Annotated in this window: 15 protein-coding genes; 7 read left to right on the top strand and 8 right to left on the bottom strand. The window is 69.1% G+C overall.

Going from position 1 to position 17,080, the window contains the following annotated elements:
• Positions 1–89: 89 nt before the first annotated feature.
• Positions 90–986, top strand: coding sequence for a LysR family transcriptional regulator (locus N177_RS10725; RefSeq protein ID WP_023432339.1), 897 nt, complete (start codon positions 90–92; stop codon positions 984–986).
• 219 nt (positions 987–1,205) lie between these two features.
• Here N177_RS10725 and N177_RS10720 read toward each other — a convergent pair whose 3' ends face one another.
• The 3 genes from N177_RS10720 to N177_RS10710 form a co-directional block, all read right to left on the bottom strand.
• Positions 1,206–3,107 carry a TRAP transporter permease gene (locus tag N177_RS10720; protein ID WP_040485567.1) on the bottom strand — a complete coding sequence of 634 codons (1,902 nt, stop codon included), beginning with the start codon at positions 3,105–3,107 and terminating at the stop codon, positions 1,206–1,208.
• Positions 3,108–3,172: 65 nt separating this feature from the next.
• Positions 3,173–4,144, bottom strand: coding sequence for a TAXI family TRAP transporter solute-binding subunit (locus N177_RS10715; RefSeq protein WP_023432337.1), 972 nt, complete (start codon positions 4,142–4,144; stop codon positions 3,173–3,175).
• The gene (locus tag N177_RS10710) at positions 4,141–4,584 is read right to left on the bottom strand and encodes an AtuA-related protein (protein WP_244444268.1); all 444 of its coding nucleotides are present in this window, start codon (positions 4,582–4,584) and stop codon (positions 4,141–4,143) included. The genes N177_RS10715 and N177_RS10710 overlap by 4 nt, the downstream gene beginning before the upstream one ends.
• A gap of 163 nt (positions 4,585–4,747) precedes the next feature.
• Between N177_RS10710 and N177_RS10705 the strand changes: the two genes are divergently transcribed.
• Together N177_RS10705 and N177_RS10700 are read left to right on the top strand one after the other, a co-directional pair.
• Positions 4,748–5,383 carry a GntR family transcriptional regulator gene (locus N177_RS10705; RefSeq protein WP_023432335.1) on the top strand — a complete coding sequence of 212 codons (636 nt, stop codon included), beginning with the start codon at positions 4,748–4,750 and terminating at the stop codon, positions 5,381–5,383.
• A 35-nt stretch (positions 5,384–5,418) separates the two neighbouring features.
• Positions 5,419–6,780, top strand: a complete 1,362-nt coding sequence (locus N177_RS10700) for an acyclic terpene utilization AtuA family protein (RefSeq protein WP_040485618.1) — start codon at positions 5,419–5,421, stop codon at positions 6,778–6,780.
• Positions 6,781–6,847: 67 nt separating this feature from the next.
• Here the strand turns inward: N177_RS10700 and N177_RS10695 are convergent, their stop codons facing one another.
• The 3 genes from N177_RS10695 to N177_RS10685 all read right to left on the bottom strand — a co-directional run bounded on the left by N177_RS10695 (position 6,848) and on the right by N177_RS10685 (position 10,102).
• Positions 6,848–7,858 carry a taurine ABC transporter substrate-binding protein gene (locus N177_RS10695; protein WP_023432333.1) on the bottom strand — a complete coding sequence of 337 codons (1,011 nt, stop codon included), beginning with the start codon at positions 7,856–7,858 and terminating at the stop codon, positions 6,848–6,850.
• A gap of 82 nt (positions 7,859–7,940) precedes the next feature.
• On the bottom strand, positions 7,941–8,801 hold the full coding sequence (locus tag N177_RS10690) for an ABC transporter permease (RefSeq protein WP_023432332.1): 861 nt from the start codon (positions 8,799–8,801) through the stop codon (positions 7,941–7,943).
• Positions 8,798–10,102: a M20 family metallopeptidase gene (locus tag N177_RS10685; RefSeq protein ID WP_425280796.1), complete on the bottom strand. Its 1,305-nt coding sequence runs from the start codon at positions 10,100–10,102 to the stop codon at positions 8,798–8,800. The genes N177_RS10690 and N177_RS10685 overlap by 4 nt, the downstream gene beginning before the upstream one ends.
• A gap of 153 nt (positions 10,103–10,255) precedes the next feature.
• On the opposite strand from N177_RS10685, the gene N177_RS10680 reads away from it, so the two are divergent.
• The 4 genes from N177_RS10680 to N177_RS10665 all read left to right on the top strand — a co-directional run bounded on the left by N177_RS10680 (position 10,256) and on the right by N177_RS10665 (position 14,020).
• Positions 10,256–11,164 carry a LysR family transcriptional regulator gene (locus tag N177_RS10680; protein ID WP_023432330.1) on the top strand — a complete coding sequence of 303 codons (909 nt, stop codon included), beginning with the start codon at positions 10,256–10,258 and terminating at the stop codon, positions 11,162–11,164.
• A gap of 171 nt (positions 11,165–11,335) precedes the next feature.
• Entirely contained in the window at positions 11,336–12,343 is a 1,008-nt protein-coding gene (locus tag N177_RS10675; RefSeq protein WP_023432329.1) for an ABC transporter substrate-binding protein, read from the top strand.
• Between the two features lie 13 nt (positions 12,344–12,356).
• Positions 12,357–13,157, top strand: coding sequence for an ABC transporter permease (locus tag N177_RS10670; RefSeq protein WP_040485566.1), 801 nt, complete (start codon positions 12,357–12,359; stop codon positions 13,155–13,157).
• Entirely contained in the window at positions 13,157–14,020 is an 864-nt protein-coding gene (locus N177_RS10665; protein WP_023432327.1) for an ABC transporter ATP-binding protein, read from the top strand. The genes N177_RS10670 and N177_RS10665 overlap by 1 nt, the downstream gene beginning before the upstream one ends.
• A 96-nt stretch (positions 14,021–14,116) precedes the next feature.
• On the opposite strand, the gene atzF is transcribed toward N177_RS10665, so the two are convergent.
• On the bottom strand, positions 14,117–15,523 hold the full coding sequence (atzF, locus tag N177_RS10660; protein WP_023432326.1) for an allophanate hydrolase: 1,407 nt from the start codon (positions 15,521–15,523) through the stop codon (positions 14,117–14,119).
• On the bottom strand, positions 15,520–16,956 hold the full coding sequence (locus N177_RS10655) for an amidase (protein ID WP_040485565.1): 1,437 nt from the start codon (positions 16,954–16,956) through the stop codon (positions 15,520–15,522). Before N177_RS10655 ends, atzF begins: the two co-directional genes overlap by 4 nt.
• Positions 16,957–17,080: the final 124 nt, after the last annotated feature.

Below are 17,080 nucleotides of genomic sequence, written 5' to 3'. Positions count from 1 at the left end.
TGAACCTCCATCATCCCCATCGCCGGAGGCGGCGCAAATGCAAATGCGCCGAGGGATCATGCCAAACCTGCATGTTGGGAGCGGACGTGATGCGGCTGGAATGGCTCGAGGATATTCTCGCGGTGCTGGAGACGGGCTCGCTCGCGGCCGCCGCGGAACGGCGCTGCGTGACGCAGCCGGCCTTCTCGCGGCGGATCATGGCGATCGAGGCGCATCTGGGCGTCGAACTGATCGAGCGGGCGCGCAAGCCCTCCCGCCCGAAGCCGGCGCTGCGTGACCAGCGCGAGCGCATCCACGAACTCGCTGCGGGCCTGCGCGATCTTCGCAACGACCTGCAGCGGCATGACCGCGAGACGCAGAACAGCCTCGTGATCTCGTGCCAGCACGCCATCACGACGTCGGTGGCGCCCACGCTCGTGCGCGGCCTCGGCGGCGAGCCGCACCTCAACGTCCGGCTCCGCTCCGGCAACCGGGAGGAGTGCTTCGCGCAGCTCGTGACGCGACAGGCCGACATCGCTCTGCTCTACCAGACGCACAGGGAGCCCCTCGCCGGAGCGGACGACTATGTCGAGCTCATCGAGCTCGGCCCCGAGCCGCTGCTCCCGGTCTTCCCGACCCGTCGGCTCGACGAGCTCGCGGCGGCGCGCACGGCGGGAGGCATACCCGTCGTCGCCTATCCCGCCGACGTCTTCCTGGGGAAGGTCACCCGCCAGGAGATCTTCCCCGATCTTGAGCTCCTCGTGCACCCCCGTGCGGAAACGGCCCTCACGCCCGCGATCAAGGAACTCGTCTGCGCGGGCGTGGGGGTGGGCTGGCTTCCCCGCAGCCTCGTCGCGGCGGAGCTTCGGGCAGGCGTCCTTCAGGACCTGTCGGGCGACCTGCCGAGCTGCACGATGACGATCGCCGCCATGCGCCTGCGAACGAACCGGCTGGCGAGCGTCGAGCGGGTGTGGCGCGCGGTGGGAGAGTTCCGGGCGGGAGAGTGAGCGCCCGGCCGCACCCGTTCTGGCCTCTCGATTTGCGCCAGGTCACCGGGGGACGCCGAGATCGTCGTCGTGGAGCCGAGCCGGCAGCACTACTTGCAGCCGGGTGACACGCTCGTCGCCGCCGGCGCCTGGCGGCCGGAGGACCTGGACGTCCGGGCGTCGCACCGTGGAACACGCGAGGCGGCGGTTCCGCTCCGTCTTCGCACCGCGTCGGAAGGGCTAAGGCACCTGCTCCAGCGGAACGGCGGCGGCATCCGGTTCCCCGGGGTGACGCTGCCGGAACGGCTGGCCGACGACGATGCCGGTCACCGTCATCGCGAATGCAAGCCCGAGCGCGAGGTGCGAGGGCACGATCGCGAGCATGGCCGCCGGCAGGTAAAGCGCCGCGCTGGCGATCCGGCTGCCGCGGATGCGCGTGCCGGAGAGGAGGAGCGAGAACGCCATCACGAGCACCGTGCCCGAAAGGGCGGCCTCGGCGATCTGCCATGGCGTGCCCGACCAGAGCATGCCGGGATAGGACAGGAACATGAAGGGGACGACATAGGTGACGGCGCCGAGGCGCACGGCGTTGAGCGCGGCCGGCCACCAGTCTGTCTTCGCGATCGAGGCGGCGACGAAGACCGCGATGCAGACCGGCGGCGTGATGACGGAGATCGTCGCGTAGTAGAAGACGAACATGTGCGCGACGAGCGGCTCGACGTCGACCGAGATCAGCGCCGGCGCCATGACGGCGGCCACGAGCACGTAGGCTGCCGTCGTCGGGATGCCCATGCCGAGGACGAGGCAGGCGAGCGCGACGATGAGGCCTATGAGGAACAGGTTCTTGCCACCGACCGCCACGGTCAGCGAGGACAGTGTGACGCCGATGCCGGTGAGGTTGATGAGCGACACGAGGATCTGGGCGCCGGCAAGCATCAGCGCGATGATGACGATTCCCGTGCCCGCCTCGACCAGGCCGTAGATCAGCGCCCGTGCCGTCGACTTCGGCTTGCGGTTCACCGCGAGATCGCCGATCACGAAGGGCACCACCATGCAGATGATGCCGGTCGCTGCCGAGAGCGCCACGGAGCGGCCCGACAGGAGCATGAAGAGGAGGCCGCCGAGGCCGCCGACGACGGGGATCAGCCGCACCGGCGCGAGCGCCGTCCTCGCGGAGGGGATGTCCTCCGGGGGCACGTAGCCGATGTTCTTCCTGAGCGCGATCAGGTGGATGGTGACGAAGACGCCTATGTAGAACAGCAGGGCGGGGATCAGCGCCGCGAGCGCGATGCGCAGATAGTCCGTGCCAATCATCTCCGACATGATGAAGGCGGCGGCCCCGAGGATCGGCGGCGTGATCTGCCCGCCGGTCGAGGCGACCGCCTCGACGGCCGAGGCGAGCGGGGCCGGATAGCCGATCCGCTTCATGAGCGGGATCGTCATCGTGCCGGTCGTCGCGACATTGGCGACCGCGCTGCCGTTGACGGTGCCGAAGGCGGCCGAGGCGACGGTCGCCATCTTCGCGGCACCGCCCGTCGAGCGGCCGGAGATCAGCAGCGCGAGGTCCATGAAGGTGTCGCCGCCACCCGTCCGCAGAAGCATGGCGCCGAACAGGACGAAGGCGGCGATGATGGTCGCGGCGATCCCCGTCAGCGACCCCCAGATGCCGATGTCGGAGAGGAAGACCGTCTCGGTGACGAAGTAGATGTCGAAGCCGCGATGGCCGAGGCGGCCGGGTATCAGGTGGCCGAGGAAGACATAGGCGACGCCGACGAGCACCAGGATCGGAAAGGCGATCCCGACCGTGCGGCGGGCGAGCTCCAGGATCGTCACGACGAGGACGATCGTCAGCCCGATGTGAAGCGGCCCAGCCATGGGCAGGCTGGTGAGGATCCAGTTCGCGCTGAACGTGACGAAAAGGCAGGCTGCCATCGAGCCCGCCCAGAAGACGGCATCGACGAGGTTGGCGACGAGCGGGTGGCGGGAGGCGAAGGGGGAGGGGAAGGACAGGACGCCGAGCGTGATCACCAGCGCGACCATGATCGAGCGCTGGATCAGCGAGTCGAACGGCCCCATCGACGCCGTGTAGAGGATGAAGACGCCGATGACGAGCGCCACGGCCTGTCGCAGGCGTTCCCGCATGTCGAGTGCCCCCTTCGAGGAGAGACGGCCGGGCCGCTTCGTCCCGACCGCAGCTCCGTCGCGTCTCACATGCCTTCGGGACGCAGACCGTCGGCCACCTCGACACCGATCTCCTCGTAGTAGCGGATGGCGCCGGGGTGCAGCGGGGTGGTCGCGAGCGAAATGGTCATCTCCGGGATCTCGGAGCCCTTGAGGCCGGAGAAGGCCGCGGCCTGGGCCGCTTCGTCCTCCACGATCGCCTTCGTGATCTGGTAGGCGACCTCCTCGTCGAGATCGGGCTTGGCGACGGCGGCAACCCCGAAAGCCCAGGTCTCGTAGGCCGGGTAACCGCTCCCTGCCTCGTTCTCGCCGATCGAGAGGACGGAGAGGTTCGGGAATTCCTCCTTCACGGTCGCCGCCTGCTCGTCGTTGAGGCCGACGATCTCGATCGGCGTGAGGGTGGCGATGTCGACGCTCGAGGCGTCGAGCCGCTTGCCCGACCCGCTCTTCACGTAGCCGACGACGCGGTCGTCCTTGATCTGGTTGACGATGTCGCCGGTCGAGCCCCGAGCCCACTTCGGCTCGATGCCGAGCGCCGCGAAGACGGCTTCCGACGTCGACTCGGTGGCCGACCCGGTGATGCCCGGGTTGAAGGGCTTCCCCGCGAGATCCTGCAGTCCCTCGATGCCGGCGTCCCCGCGGACGACGACATTCTGCGGCGCCGAGGCGTAGACCCACAGGGTGAGGGGCTTGTACGCGTTCCCCTCGAACTCGCCGCGGCCGTTGTAGACGTCGTAGGCGACGTTCGTGGTGACGAGGCCGAGATCGACCTGATTGCGCTGCAGGCGGCGCAGGTTGTCGAGCGTCGCGCCGGTCTCGACCACGTTCGCCTCGACGCCCTCCACGTTCTTGTTGATCAGCTGGGACACGGCGACGAAGTAGCCGTAGTGGCTCGACGAGGACGACGTCGTCCCGATCGCCAGCCGCGTCTGCGCGGCGGCCGGCGTGGCGATGAGTACTGCGGTCGCAGCCGCGAGTGCGAAGGTTGCCAGTCTCATTGTCGTTCCTCCCGTTCCGGTTGTCTTGGAAAGTCGTCGACGAGATCGGCCGGCACCTCCACTTCCATCGAGAGGAGGCGGAAGGCGGCGGTCTTTCCATGCGTGTCGAGCGCCAGAGCCGAGTTCACGCCCCCCTCGAGCGCGTCCTCGACGACGAAATTGAGCGCCATCAGCTTCGGCAGCTCGTAGCGGGTGACGGAGGTCGCGCCGCGGTGTCGGAAGAGGTCGAGAACGCGCTCTTCGGTGACCTGGGAGAGCACGACGGGCCATGCCTCCGGCCTGTAGGGGATGACGGAGATGTTCTGACGGTTGCCCTTGTCGCCCGAGCGGCCATGGGCGATCCGGTGCAGCCTCACGCGCACCGTCTTCTCCGCCGCGGCGGCGTGCGCCGCGGGATCCTTCGCAACCCGAGGGGGCGGTGCCGTCCGCACTCTGTCCACTCTCGTCTCCCTGCCGTTGCCGGATTCATCGCCATAATTATCGATAAAGTCAACGATGATTGAGATCGCCGCGTCCTGGCGCTAGATTGTCCCGATGGACGAACCCGAGCCCAACCCGGCCGCCCCGGCCTCCGGAAAGCGACGCCCCCGTGGATGGGCGGAGGTGCACGAGGCCCTGCAGGCCGACATCCTCATGGGCCGCCTCCGGCCACGCGAACGGCTCGTCGAGGACGACCTCATTCTCCGCTTCGAGGCGACCCGCCACGCGGTCCGCCGCGGCCTCGACGAGCTCGAGAGCGAGGGGCTCGTCGTCCGCCAGCCGAACCGCGGCGTGCGCGTGCGGGACTATTCGCGCAAGGAGGTGGAGGATCTCTACGAGATCCGCACGGCGCTCGAGAGCCTGGCGGCGTCGCGCATCCTGGTCCCGGCTGACGCCGACTACGTCGCCCGCCTGAAGGACATCGCGGCGCGGCACGAAGCCGCCTCTCGCGAGCGGCGCTTCATGGAGCTGTCGCGTCTCAACAACGCCTTCCACGAGACGCTCTATTCCGGCTGCGGGAACCCGGAGCTTTCCGCCGCCATCCGGCACTACTCGGTGATGACCCAGCCCATCAGGACGCGGGGCTTCCCGGACCAGGGCCTTCGCGAGACGGCGATCCGCGAGCACTGGCAGATGATCGAGGCGATCGAGAAGGGCCGCCTCGACGACCTCGTGACGCTGTGCCGGGACCACATCACGTGGCCCAAGGACTTCTATCTGAGAACGAACGGCCCCGCCGACGCGCTGGCCGCGGAATAGGTGCGATGGGCGGGAAGAAGGGGAGAGACCTCTCGATGACCTACAGGATCGGCTCCGGGGCCGGGTTCTCGGGGGACCGCGTCGATGCGGCGGGCCCCGTGGTAAGCGCGATTGCGGCGCACGGCCAGGGCGGCGCGATCATCTTCGAGACGATCGGCGAGCGGACGCTCGCTCTCGGCCAGCTCGCGCGGCAGCAGAACGACGAGGCGGGGTACGAGCCGCTTCTCGCCGACATCGTCGAACCGATCCTGAGGCCCTGCCTCGACCACGGCATCGTCGTCGTCGGCAATTTCGGCTGCGCCAACCCGCACGCCGCCGCGCGCCTCATCGCGGACGTGGCGCGGCGGCAGGGTCTCCGCCGGCCTCGGATTGCGGTCGTGGAAGGCGACGAGATCGGCGATGCGATAGATACCGACCGCCACGAGGTCTGGGAGGGCGACCGCCACCTGCCGCGCCCGCATGGCCAGCTTCTCTCGGCCAATGCCTATCTTGGCGCCGAAGCCATCGCGGCGGCGATCCGGGAGGGGGCCGAGATCGTCGTGACGGGACGGGTGGCCGACCCGGCGCTGGCGCTCGGGCCGCTCGTCGCCCATTTCGGCTGGGACTGGGACGATCTCGACCGCATTGCGGCCGGCACGCTCGTCGGGCATCTCCTCGAGTGCGGCAGCCAGGTCACCGGCGGCTATTTCGCCGATCCCGGCTTCAAGGACGTGCCCTCGCCGGAGACCATCGGGTTTCCCATCGCCGAAGTCGAGCCGGACGGCAGCTTCGTCGTGACGAAGCCGGAGGGAACGGGCGGGCTCGTCGATCTCCGCACGGTCAAGGAGCAGATCCTCTACGAGATCCACGACCCTGCCGCCTATCTGACCCCCGACGTGACGCTCGACATCACCGGTGTCGAGATCGAGGACGTGGGGCCGGACCGGGTGGCGGTTCGTGGCGCCAGGGGGCATACCCGCCCGGACAGTCTCAAGGCCACGGTCGGCTTCTCCGGAGACTGGTTCGGCGAGGCCGAGATCTCCTTCGCCGGCCCCAACGCGCTCGCCCGGGCGAAGCTCGCCATCGAGACGCTGTCGAAACGTCTAGAACTGCGCGGGCTCGACGTCCGCCACCGCCTCGACATCATCGGGGCGACGAGCGCCTTCGATTCCGACGAGGGCGCGCTGCGGTCCTCGTTGCCCGCTCTCGAGCTGGAGGATGTGCGGGTGAGGCTCGCGGTGCGCGACGACGAGCGGCGGCGGGTCGAGCAGTCGTTGCAGGAGATGACCGCGCTCTATTGCTGCGGCCCCGCTGCCGGTGGCGGCGTGCGCAGCCGCATCGTTCCGCGAATCGAGACCCGCTCCTATCTCGTGCCGCGCGACGTGGTGCGGCCGGGCTTCAGGATGGCGACGGTCTAGCCGCACAGCGAGTGCGCGCAGACCGTGACACCCCGGCTGCCCGGCGCCCGACGGTCGGGATCTCGCCCTACTCGCCGACCACGCCCGCGACATAGGAGGGATCGATCTTCGCCGCGAACTCCTCCCGGGTCAGGAGCTTGGGCAGCCGGTCCTGCTCGACGAGGAACTCCGCCGTCGAGACGAGCGTGTCGGCGAACTCGCCGATCTCGCCGGGACTGCCGAGATACTCGGCCGTCAGCTGTTCGTCGCAGGGCACCATCTCGGTGCCGTTCATCATGCGGGTCGCGTCCTCGACCGAAAGGGAAAGCTCTTCCGCGATGATCTCCGCCGTCTTCTCCGGGTTCTCGAGCCAGAAATCGATGCCGGCGCACTCGGCCTTGATGAAGCTCGTGACGAGGTCGGGATAGGTCTCCGCGAACTCCTCCATCACCACGCCGATGTCCCAGGTGGGATAGCCACGCTCGGCCATCTCGCCGGAATGGACCATGATCTCGCCGCCGTTCTGGACGGCCTTGTTGAGGTTCGGTTCCCAGAACCACGCGGCATCGATGTCGCCGCGCACCCAGGCGACGGCGATGTCGGAGGGCGGCAGGTCGAGGATCTCCATCGTGGCGGGATCGATGCCCTCCTCGGCCAGAGCCTTCAGCAGGAGATAATGCGTCGTCGAGCCGAAGGGTGCGGCGACGCGCTTGCCCTTGAGATCCGCGAGGGATTCGATACCCGCCGAGGTCCTCACCGCCATCGCCTCGACATAGCCCAGCATGTTGAGGACCAGAATGCCCTTGATGGGCAGGCCGCGCGTGAGGCCGATCGCCGTGGGCGGGTTGCCGAGGCCACCGAAATCCACCTGACCCGCGGCTATCGCCCGCAGCATGTCGCCGCCGCCGCCGACCTTGATGTACTCGATCTCGACGTCCGGGATCTCCTCGGCGACCAGGCCGAGATTCTTCGTGACGAGCTGGGCGTTGACCAGGTTCAGATACCCGATCGTGATCTTCTCGGGCTTGTCCTGGGCGCTCGCGCCGTGACCGCAGACCAGACCGAGCGCGAGAGCCGTGACCTTTGCGATCGTTTTCATGCGTCTCATTCTCCTGAACAGTTAGGGGTGGCAGTCCGATCGGGCGGCACGGGATCGCTCCCGGGGCCGCCGTTAGTCCGGGTCACTGGCGGCCCCTGAGCGTCCACGGCATCAGCAGGCGGCCGACGAGGCGCATCACGGCGTCCAGCGCCACGCCGGTGAGGCCGAGGACGATGAGGCCCATGATCACGACGTCCGAGAGCAGGAACTTCGCCGCGTCCCAGATCATCCAGCCGATGCCGGCCGTCGCGGCGACGATCTCGGCGGCGACGAGGACGGTGTAGGTGAAGCCGAGCGAGATGCGCATGCCTGCGAGAATGGTCGGCCCGGCGGCCGGCAGGTAGACGCCGAAGAGGATCTGCCGGTGCGAGGCGCCGAGGCTGCGGGCGGCGCGGACATAGATCGGGTCGATCGTCCGCACGGCCTGGATCGTGGTGATGATGAGGCCGGGGAGCGCCGCCAGGAAGAGGAGCGCGAGCTTCGACTCGTCGCCGATGCCGAGCCACATGACGAGGAGCGTGTAGAGGCCGAGCGGCGGCAGCGGCCGGTAGAACTCGATGAGCGGCGTCAGAAGCGCGTTCGCATCGCGCGACACCCCCATGAGGACGCCGAGCGGTATGCCGACGACGCAGGCGAGGGCGAAGGCGACGAGGATGCGGTAGAGGCTCGCCGCGACGTGCTCGAGGAGGGTGGAACCCTGGTAGCCGGAGATGGCCGCCTTGACGAAGGCGTTCCACACGGCCGCCGGTCCCGGCAGGAAGAGCTCGTTGGCCAGCCCGGTGGAGGTGACCAGAACCCATGCGAGGAACAGCGCCACGACCGTCGCCGACGACAGGAGGAAGCTGCGCTGACCGAGGAAGCGGGGCACGCGCAGATGCGGGCGAAGGGCCTTGGCCAGCGCGCCGACGCGCGCGATGGGCTGTGTCACCGCGTCCACCGTCATGACGACCTCGCACCGAGGATCTGCATGATCGTGAGCGCGTAGATCTGCGCCGCGCGCACCGCCTTCGTGACGGAGATGCTCTCGTTGTCCGGCGCCCACCCGTCCTCGCCGGGCCCGAACGTCACCGCGTTGATACCGGCCTCGCGCAGGCGGATCGTGTCGTTGAAGGCGTTCTTGCGGTTCGGCACCGGCTTCTCGCCGCCCATCAACCGAGCGTAGGTCTCGGCGAGGGAGCGGCACGGCTCCTCGTCGGCGGGCACGGGCTCGGTCGCCTCCACGAACAGCGAGCCCGGCACCTGCCCCACCTTGACGGAGATGCCGTTGCTCGCGCCCAAGGCAGAAGCGGCCACCCTCTCGATATCGGCGATGATGCCCTGAAGCGTCATGCCCGGCACGAGGCCGACCACCGCGAGGGTGATCGTGCAGGCGTCGGGGGTGAACTGCATCTCGCCCTCGAGCCCGCCGCGAATGCGCACGACGGCGGCGCAGGGCGGCGTGTGCCCCATAAACTCCGCCGGCTCGTGCGTGAAGCTCATCGCCTCGAGCGCCGGGACGAGGCGCCCCGCCTCGACGATCGCGTTCGTGCTCAGGTCGGGCCGCCAGATATGCGACTTCGCGCCCTCGACGGTCACCTCGACGAGGCAGTGGCCCGCATTGGCGACGGAGAGGTTGATGCCCCACCCGGCGTCGCCCTCGACCGGCCCGCCCCAGGCGGTCGGCTCGGCGGTGATCGAGTAGTCGGTGCGGATGCCGATCTCTTGCGTGAGGTAGATCGAGCCGTGCGTGCCGTTGCGCTCCTCGTCGACGCAGAAGCAGTAGACGAGGTCGCCGTCGAGCCTCACGCCCTCCTCGGCCAGCGCCTCGGCCGCGAGCAGCGCGGCGGCGAGGTTGCCGCGCGTGTCGGAGGTGCCCCGGGCGTAGAGCAGGTCGCCGTGCCTGGTCGCCCTGAAGGGGTCGAAGCCGGTCTTGTCCCATTTGTGCGGCTCGACCGCAGGATAGGTGTCGAGGTGGTCGTTGATCATCAGCGAGGGCCCGCTGCCCTCGCCCTTGAGCGTGCCGACCACGTTCGGCCGGTGCGGCTCGGATTCGTAGAGCTTCACGTCCATGCCGAGCGCCTCGAGCTTGCCGGCGACGAGCATGGCGATCGCCTCCTCCTCGGCGGGCGGTAGGTCGGGATCGAGCGCGTTGCCGGAGCGGGGCTGGCCGGTGCGGATCAGCGTCGTCGCGAGCTCGACCCACCGTTCCTCCGTCACGCGCGACAGAACGCGCCTCTCGAGCTCCGATAGCGGCCTGTTCAGCATGAGCGGCATGGTCTCCCGGTTGTGCGGCGGAGGAGCCTCTTGGCGAGGCATTCCGGCCGTCCACATCACGCTAGCGGATGGACCTGGTGCGATCTGCTGCTATTTTCGCCCGCTCGCGTTGCCCAAAACGCAACGCTCATGGGAGGGACCTCGATGCGGAACCTGCGCGTCTACCGATATGTCGACGCGGTTGCCCGCCTCGGTTCGATCCGCAAGGCCGCGGAGCACCTGGCGGTGACGCCCTCCGCCCTCAACCGGCGGATCCTGGCGCTCGAGGAGGAGCTCGGCGTGCAGCTCTTCGAGCGCCGCTCCCGCGGCGTGCGCCTGAACACGGCCGGCGAGCTCGTCATCCACCTGTTCCGGCGCCAGCTCGCCGATGTCGAGCGTGTGAAATCGCAGCTCTCGGACCTGTCCGGCCTCCGCCGCGGGCATGTCTCGATCGCCTGCAGCAACGCCGTCCTGCCGTTCTTCCTGCCGAGGCAGATCCATCTCTATCAGGAGGAGCATCCGGGCGTGACGTTCAGCGTCCAGATCCGCGACGGCGAAGCGGCCGAAAAGGCGCTGCTCGAATATTCGGCCGACCTCGCGATCGTCTTCGAGCCGCTCCGCCTGAACGACTTCCAGACCGTCCTTACGGTGCGCCAGCCCATTCATGCGGTCATGGCCCGGGACCACCCGCTCGCCCGGACGGAGACGCTCAGGCTGACCGACTGCCTCGCCTATCCCCTGGCGCTGCCGAGCGCCCCCTACGCGGTGCGCCTCCTGCTCCAGGCCGCGGCCGAGAAGGCCTCGCTGCGGCTCGAGCCCGCCGTGGAGTCCGAGAGTTACATCCTACTGCGGACCTTCGCCGGGCTCGGTCAGGCGATCACCTTCGAGATCGAGATCGGCGTCCCGCCACACCTGATCGACGATAGCCTCGTGAGCGTGCCGGTCGAGCTGGGAGGCAATCTCCACGGCCTGCTGCACCTCGCCCAGCTGCGCGGCCGCACGCTCTCCGTCGCCGCCGCCGGCTTCGCGCACCACCTGTCGAACGTGTTCGTGAGCGAGTACGAGGCCGTCTGACGCCTCCTCAGCAGGGCGACCCACGCGGTCTCAGGCGATCCTCCCGCGCCGACGCAATTAATTGCTTACCTCCTGTGCACGCCTGAATTCTGATCAAAGCTCAAGGTGCCGCTCCGCAAGAAGCGCGGCCCAGCCTTCCAGAGACAGCATGCCGTGAAGGAGAGACATCGCATGTTCGATACACGCTCCCGATGGGGACGACGCGGGCCACGCGCCATTCTGGTGGCCGCCGCCGCGCTTCTGGGCCTGGCCGGCACGGGTGCCGGCGCCGCCGATATGAGCGCACGTCTCGCCCAGAACCTCTCGCCGATCTCCGGCGTCACGATCGTCGCCAAGGAGAAGGGCTTCTTCGAGGAGCACGGCCTCGACATCGCCGTGAGCAATTTCACCTCGGGCAAGCAGTGCCTGAACACGGTGCTCGGCGGGGGCGCGGAGATCGCCACGACGGCGGAGGCGCCGACGACGGCGGCCGCGATGTCGAACCAGCCGATCGCCTTCCTCGCCCGGATGGAATACTCAGACCTGAAGACCCTGACCCGCGCCGATGCCGGCATCGCCGAATGGGCCGACCTGAAGGGCAAGAAGCTCGCCTTCACCGCCGGCACGGGCAGCGAGGTCTACACGATGTCGCTGCTCGACAAGGCGGGGCTCACGGCGGACGACGTCAGCCTCACCAATCTCCGGCCGCAGGACATGCTGCCGGCGCTGCTCGCCGGCGACATCGACGCCTTCAACATCTGGGAGCCGCACGTCTCGAACGCCAAGAAGGTGCTCGGCGACCAGGTGAGCGAGCTCGACACGCAGGGCGTCTATTCCGAGACCTTCAACATCGTCGTCATGAAGGACTATCTCGAGGAGAACCCGGAGCTGATCAGGGCCTTCCTCGCGGCGATGATCGATGCCGAGGCGTGGATGAAGGCGAACCGCGAGGACGCGATCACCCTCGTCGCCGACGCCGCGGGCATGGAGCGGGCCGACCTCGCCCCGATCTGGGACGACTACGTCTTCCACGTCACGCTCGACCAGAAGCAGATGGACGTGCTCCAGGCGCATGCCCAGTGGCGCCTCGATTCCGGCAACCATCCGCCGGACGCGACCATGCCCGACTTCTCCACCGTCGTCGTGCCGGGTCCCTTGAGGGACGTCGCGCCGGACCGGGTCCAGCTTCCCTCGAGCTGATCGGAGGCCCGCCATGGCGATGGCAACCGCGACCGGAGGACCCGGCTTGAGCGGCCGGGCCGGTGCTAGGCGGATGGCGAACCGCCTGGCTCTCGCCCTCTCCCTGCCGCTCTTCTTCGGCCTCTGGGAGCTCGTCTCGCGGTCGGGGGTGGTCAACGCCATCCTCTTTCCGCCGCCCTCGAAGGTCGTCGCCGCGCTCCTGGCCTGGGCCGAGAGCGGCGATCTCGCCATCGATTTCGCGATGAGCGTTTCCCGCGTCCTCGTCGGCTTCTTCGCCGGCGCGATCGCCGGCATCGCCATCGGTGTCGCGACCGGCCGCTACGAGTTCGTCTCGAACCTCCTGACGCCGGTCTTCCAGCTCCTGCGGCCGATCCCGCCGATCGCCTTCGTGCCGATCGTCATCCTGTGGTTCGGCCTTTCCGAGCTGGGCAAGTACTTTCTCGTCTTCTACGGCGTGTTCTTCACCGTCTGGATCGCCGCCCATCTGGGCGTCCAGCGGGTCGACGAAAAGCTCGTCCGGGCGGCCCGCACGCTGGGCACGCCCGAGCACCGGATGATGCAGGAGGTCCTCCTGCCGGGCGCGCTTCCCTATATCTTCGTGGGCCTCAGGACCTCCGTCGGGATCTCCTTCTACACGCTGGTCGCGGCAGAGCTCGCCGGCACGTTCGCAGGCCTCGCCTACCGGATCGACATCTCCATGCAGAACCTGCAGATGGCCCAGATGATGGGCGGGCTCGTCATGCTCGGGCTCATCTCCGCCGTGGCCGACAAGGCCTTCTCGTCCTTCGCCCGGCGCGCGGTGTGGTGGAGCTGATGTCGGGCAAGGAGCGCCTCTCACGCGGCACCGCGGCCTCGCTCGGCACCGCCTCGCGGCGCGGAGCGATCGAGATCGACCGCGTCTCCATCATCTTCGGCCGGGGCGCGAAGGAGTTCATTGCCGTCGACCGGGTCTCCGCGAGCATCGCAGCCGGCGAGTTCGTCTGCCTGCTCGGGCCGTCGGGCTGCGGCAAGTCGACGGTGATGAACGCGGTCGCGGGTTTCGAGCACCCGAGCGAGGGGCGCATCACGCTCGACGGCGCCACCGTCACCGGTCCCGGCGCCGATCGCGGCATGGTCTTCCAGCAGCCGACGCTGTTTCCGTGGAAGACGATCCGCGCCAATGTCGCCCATGGTCCCCGCATGCTCGGCAAGTCGAAGGCCGAGGCGATGGAGATCGCCGACGGGCTTCTGGAGATGGTCGGCCTCGCCGCCTTCGCCGACAACCACCCGCACACGCTCTCGGGCGGCATGCAGCAGCGCACGGCGATCGCGCGAGCACTCGCGAACACTCCGAGCGTCCTCCTGATGGACGAGCCCTTCGGCGCGCTCGACGCACAGACCCGGTCGATGATGCAGGAGAGCCTGCTTCAGATCTGGGCCGACGTGAAGCCGACGGTCATCTTCGTCACGCACGACATCGACGAGGCGATCTTCCTCGCCGACCGCATCCTCGTCATGAGCGCGAGTCCGGGCCGCTTCATCAGCGAGATCCCGGTCGACCTGCCGCGACCGCGCGACGCGGAGATGACGCTCGAGCCCGCCTTCATGGAGATCAAGCGCCGCTGCGCCGGCCTCATCCGGACCGAGACGCTGAAGGCCTTCGAGCAGCAGAGTGCCGCGCTCCGCGCCAGGAAGTGACGAGAGAAGGCCCGCGTGGCCAAGGCTGCAACCGTTGCGGGTGCGGGGACGGGCCGTCCCCGCCGTCCACGTGTCAGAGGTCGTCGCCTGTCCTCGTCATGCCGGCACGGCGACCGGGGCGGGGCGGCTCGCACCGCGGCGATCGTGGAAGCGCCCGCCGAGCTCCGCGAGCCAGGCGTCCGTGCCGGCCGGGCCGGCGAACGTGACGCCGCGCGGAAGCCCGTCGGCGCCGAAGCCGTTCGGAACGGCGATGGCGGCGAGATCGGCCGGGTTCACGAAGTTCGTGTAGTAGCCGTGGTCGAAATTGACCTTGAGCGGCTCCGCCTCTAGCTCGGCGATCGTGAACGGGCGCCCGACCGTCGGCACGAGCAGCGTGTCGAAGCTCTCCCAGAGCGTCGCGACCTGGCGGCGCAGCTCCTCCAGCCGGTAGAGCATCCGGTAGGCCTCGTGAGCCCGGATCTCCTCGGCGTTCAGGATGATCATCCGGGTGATCGGGTGCCCGGCCTCGGGATTCCGCTTCAGGAACTCGCCGAAGATCGCGAAGCGCTCGGCGACCATCGGGCCCATGAACATCATGTCGTTGATCTCGAGGAAGGGCGCGTAGTCGACCTCGTGACGCGTGCCGCCCATGGCCTCGAGCGCGCGGATGCCATCCTCGAACATCGCCTCCGACACGCTGTCCCCGTGGAACTCGAGCTGGCTCTCGCGCGGCACGCCGAAGGCGAAGCGGTCGCCGGCAAGCGCCCGGTATTTCGTCGGCACGTCGAAATTGGCGCGCGAATAGGGCCAGGTCGGATCTGGCGCGGCGGCGACGTCGAGCACGTCGAGGGCGTCGGCCGCCGAGGTGGCGTAGACGGAGATGCAGTCGAGGGTGCGGCAGGCGGGCGTCATGCCGCGCGTCGAGATGAGGCCGCGCGACGGCTTGAGACCGACGGTCGCCGTATAGGAGGCGGGCACCCGGCCCGAGCCGCCGGTGTCGGTCCCGAGGCCGAAGCTCACGTGTCCCAGGGCAACCGAGACGGCGGCGCCGGAGCTCGAGCCGCCGGGCAGGTAGCGCGCGTCAAAGGGGTTGCGGGCGATGCCGTAGGGCGTGCGCGCGCCGACGAGGCCCGTGGCGAACTGGTCGAGATTCGTCTTGCCGACGAAGATCGCGCCCGCCGCCACCAGCCTCTCGACCCCCGGGTTCGATTCCTCCGGCACGTAGGCGTATTCGGGGCAGGCGGCCGTCGTCGGCACCCCGGCGACGTCGACGCAGTCCTTCACGCCGAAGGGCAGGCCGTAGAGCGGCATCGCCGCCCGCGCCTCGGGCGACAGCTCTTGAAGCGCCCGCGCCTTCGCAAGCACCCCTTCGCGCGGCTCCAAATGGATCCAGACCCCGTCCGTCTCCCGCGTCGCCTCGATCCGGTCGTAGGCCATGTTCACGGCGTCGACGGGGGAGAGCGTGCCTGCGGCATAGGCGCGCCGCAGCACGTCGAACTCGAGGCCGTTCGTAGTGTGGGTCATGCGCTTGCGGGCTCCGCTCTGGTTGCATGGTCGGCCGCCGCCGCGGCCTCGAAGAGAAGGTGGGCGGCTCTTAGAACCGACGCGTCGGCATGTTTCGGGCCGACGAGTTGGATGCCGATCGGCCGGCCGTCCGGGCTCGCGCCGAGAGGAAGGCTCGCCGCCGGCTGCTGCGTCATGTTGAAGGGGAAGGTGAAGGGCGACCACTCCGCCCCGAAAGCCTCGCGGCCAGCGTCGGGCGGCCCCGCCTCGTTGTCGAATGGCAGGATCGGCAGCGTCGGCAGGAGAAGCAGTGGGTAGCGGGCGTGCAGCGCCTGAAATCGGTTCGCCAGCGCCCCGCGCGCATCCTCCGCGTCCTGCAGCTCCGCAACCGTGACCCTCGAGCCCGCCTCCGCGATCCGCGCGAGCCCCGGCCCCACCGCCGCCCGCGCGCGTTCGTCGAGCCGCCGCCACAGCTTGAAGGCGCCGGCACACCAGAGGACGCGGAAGGCGTCGATATCGCCGTCGATCATGGGATCGAGCCGGTCCACCTGCGCCCCGAGTGCCTCGAGTCTCTGCGCCGCGTCCCCGACGGCCGCCGCGATTTCGGGCGCAACCGGCGTGCCGTCGAGCGAGACGAGCACCGCGACCCTCGCTCCGGAGAGAGAGGGGCCTCTGCCCATGCGAAAGCTCTCGCCGGGCGATCGGGGCAGCGCCTGCCAGTCCCGCGCATCCGGACGCGCGATCGCATCGAAGAGGAGCGCCGCGTCGCGCGGGGTCCGGGCGATGGGCCCGGCGTGGAAGAGGCTGCCGGTGTGCGCGGCCGGCGCATGGGCGACGCGTCCGTAGGTCGGCTTGAACCCGAAGACGCCGCAGAACGATGCCGGGATGCGGATCGAGCCGGCGCCGTCGGTCCCGACATGCAGCGGCGCGAGGCCGAGCGCTGCCGCCACGGCCGCACCGCCGCTCGACCCGCCGGCGGTCCAGGCCGGATTGCGCGGATTGCGCGTCATCCCCGACAGAGGGCTGTCGGTGACGCATTGCCAGCCGAACTCGGAAGTGGCCGTCTTTCCGATCGGGATCGCGCCCTGCTCGCGCAGCCTGGCGACCGCCGGTGCGTCGCGTGTCGCGGGAGCGGCGTCGGTGGCGAGGCTGCCGCGCCGTGTGGGCATGCCCGCGACGTCGATCAGGTCCTTCACGCCGAAGGGGATGCCGTCGAGCGATCCCAGAGGCTCTCCCTGCGCGAACCGCGCGTGCGACTCGTCGGCGAGGCGAAGCGCCGCGGTCTCGTCGAGATGCACATAGGCGTTGTAGACGGGGTTGAGCCGGCCGATCCGGTCGAGCACAGCCCTCACGACCTCGCGGGGGCTCGCGGCTCCCGAGCGATACATCGTCGCGAGATCGGCGGCGGAGAGATCGCAGAGTTCTGCGGGTCGCGATGGGGCGGGGGCGTTCATCTTCCGGATGTCAGACCGTCCCCCGCTCCCGGTCTGTCGATTAATTGCAGCCGGCGGAGGCGATCCGAGTCCGCCCCTCCGCCCGCAGGAGGTCGTCGTTCTCCGCCACGATGTGTTGGCGGCT

The organism is Lutibaculum baratangense AMV1 (assembly GCF_000496075.1).
Classification (GTDB): Bacteria; Pseudomonadota; Alphaproteobacteria; order Rhizobiales; family Tepidamorphaceae; genus Lutibaculum; species Lutibaculum baratangense.
The sequence above is the reverse complement of the archived record's forward strand: the minus strand, read 5'-3'. Positions and strand labels throughout refer to the sequence as shown.

Bases quoted from the DNA above. Each gene is read 5' to 3' on its own strand.
- N177_RS10725 (WP_023432339.1), top strand. From the start codon at position 90: ATGCGGCTGGAATGGCTCGAGGATATTCTCGCGGTGCTGGAGACGGGC.
- N177_RS10720 (WP_040485567.1), bottom strand. From the start codon at position 3,107: ATGCGGGAACGCCTGCGACAGGCCGTGGCGCTCGTCATCGGCGTCTTC.
- N177_RS10715 (WP_023432337.1), bottom strand. From the start codon at position 4,144: ATGAGACTGGCAACCTTCGCACTCGCGGCTGCGACCGCAGTACTCATC.
- N177_RS10700 (WP_040485618.1), top strand. From the start codon at position 5,419: ATGACCTACAGGATCGGCTCCGGGGCCGGGTTCTCGGGGGACCGCGTC.
- N177_RS10695 (WP_023432333.1), bottom strand. From the start codon at position 7,858: ATGAAAACGATCGCAAAGGTCACGGCTCTCGCGCTCGGTCTGGTCTGC.
- N177_RS10690 (WP_023432332.1), bottom strand. From the start codon at position 8,801: ATGACGGTGGACGCGGTGACACAGCCCATCGCGCGCGTCGGCGCGCTG.
- N177_RS10685 (WP_425280796.1), bottom strand. From the start codon at position 10,102: ATGCTGAACAGGCCGCTATCGGAGCTCGAGAGGCGCGTTCTGTCGCGC.
- N177_RS10680 (WP_023432330.1), top strand. From the start codon at position 10,256: ATGCGGAACCTGCGCGTCTACCGATATGTCGACGCGGTTGCCCGCCTC.
- N177_RS10675 (WP_023432329.1), top strand. From the start codon at position 11,336: ATGTTCGATACACGCTCCCGATGGGGACGACGCGGGCCACGCGCCATT.
- N177_RS10670 (WP_040485566.1), top strand. From the start codon at position 12,357: ATGGCGATGGCAACCGCGACCGGAGGACCCGGCTTGAGCGGCCGGGCC.
- N177_RS10665 (WP_023432327.1), top strand. From the start codon at position 13,157: ATGTCGGGCAAGGAGCGCCTCTCACGCGGCACCGCGGCCTCGCTCGGC.
- atzF (WP_023432326.1), bottom strand. From the start codon at position 15,523: ATGACCCACACTACGAACGGCCTCGAGTTCGACGTGCTGCGGCGCGCC.
- N177_RS10655 (WP_040485565.1), bottom strand. From the start codon at position 16,956: ATGAACGCCCCCGCCCCATCGCGACCCGCAGAACTCTGCGATCTCTCC.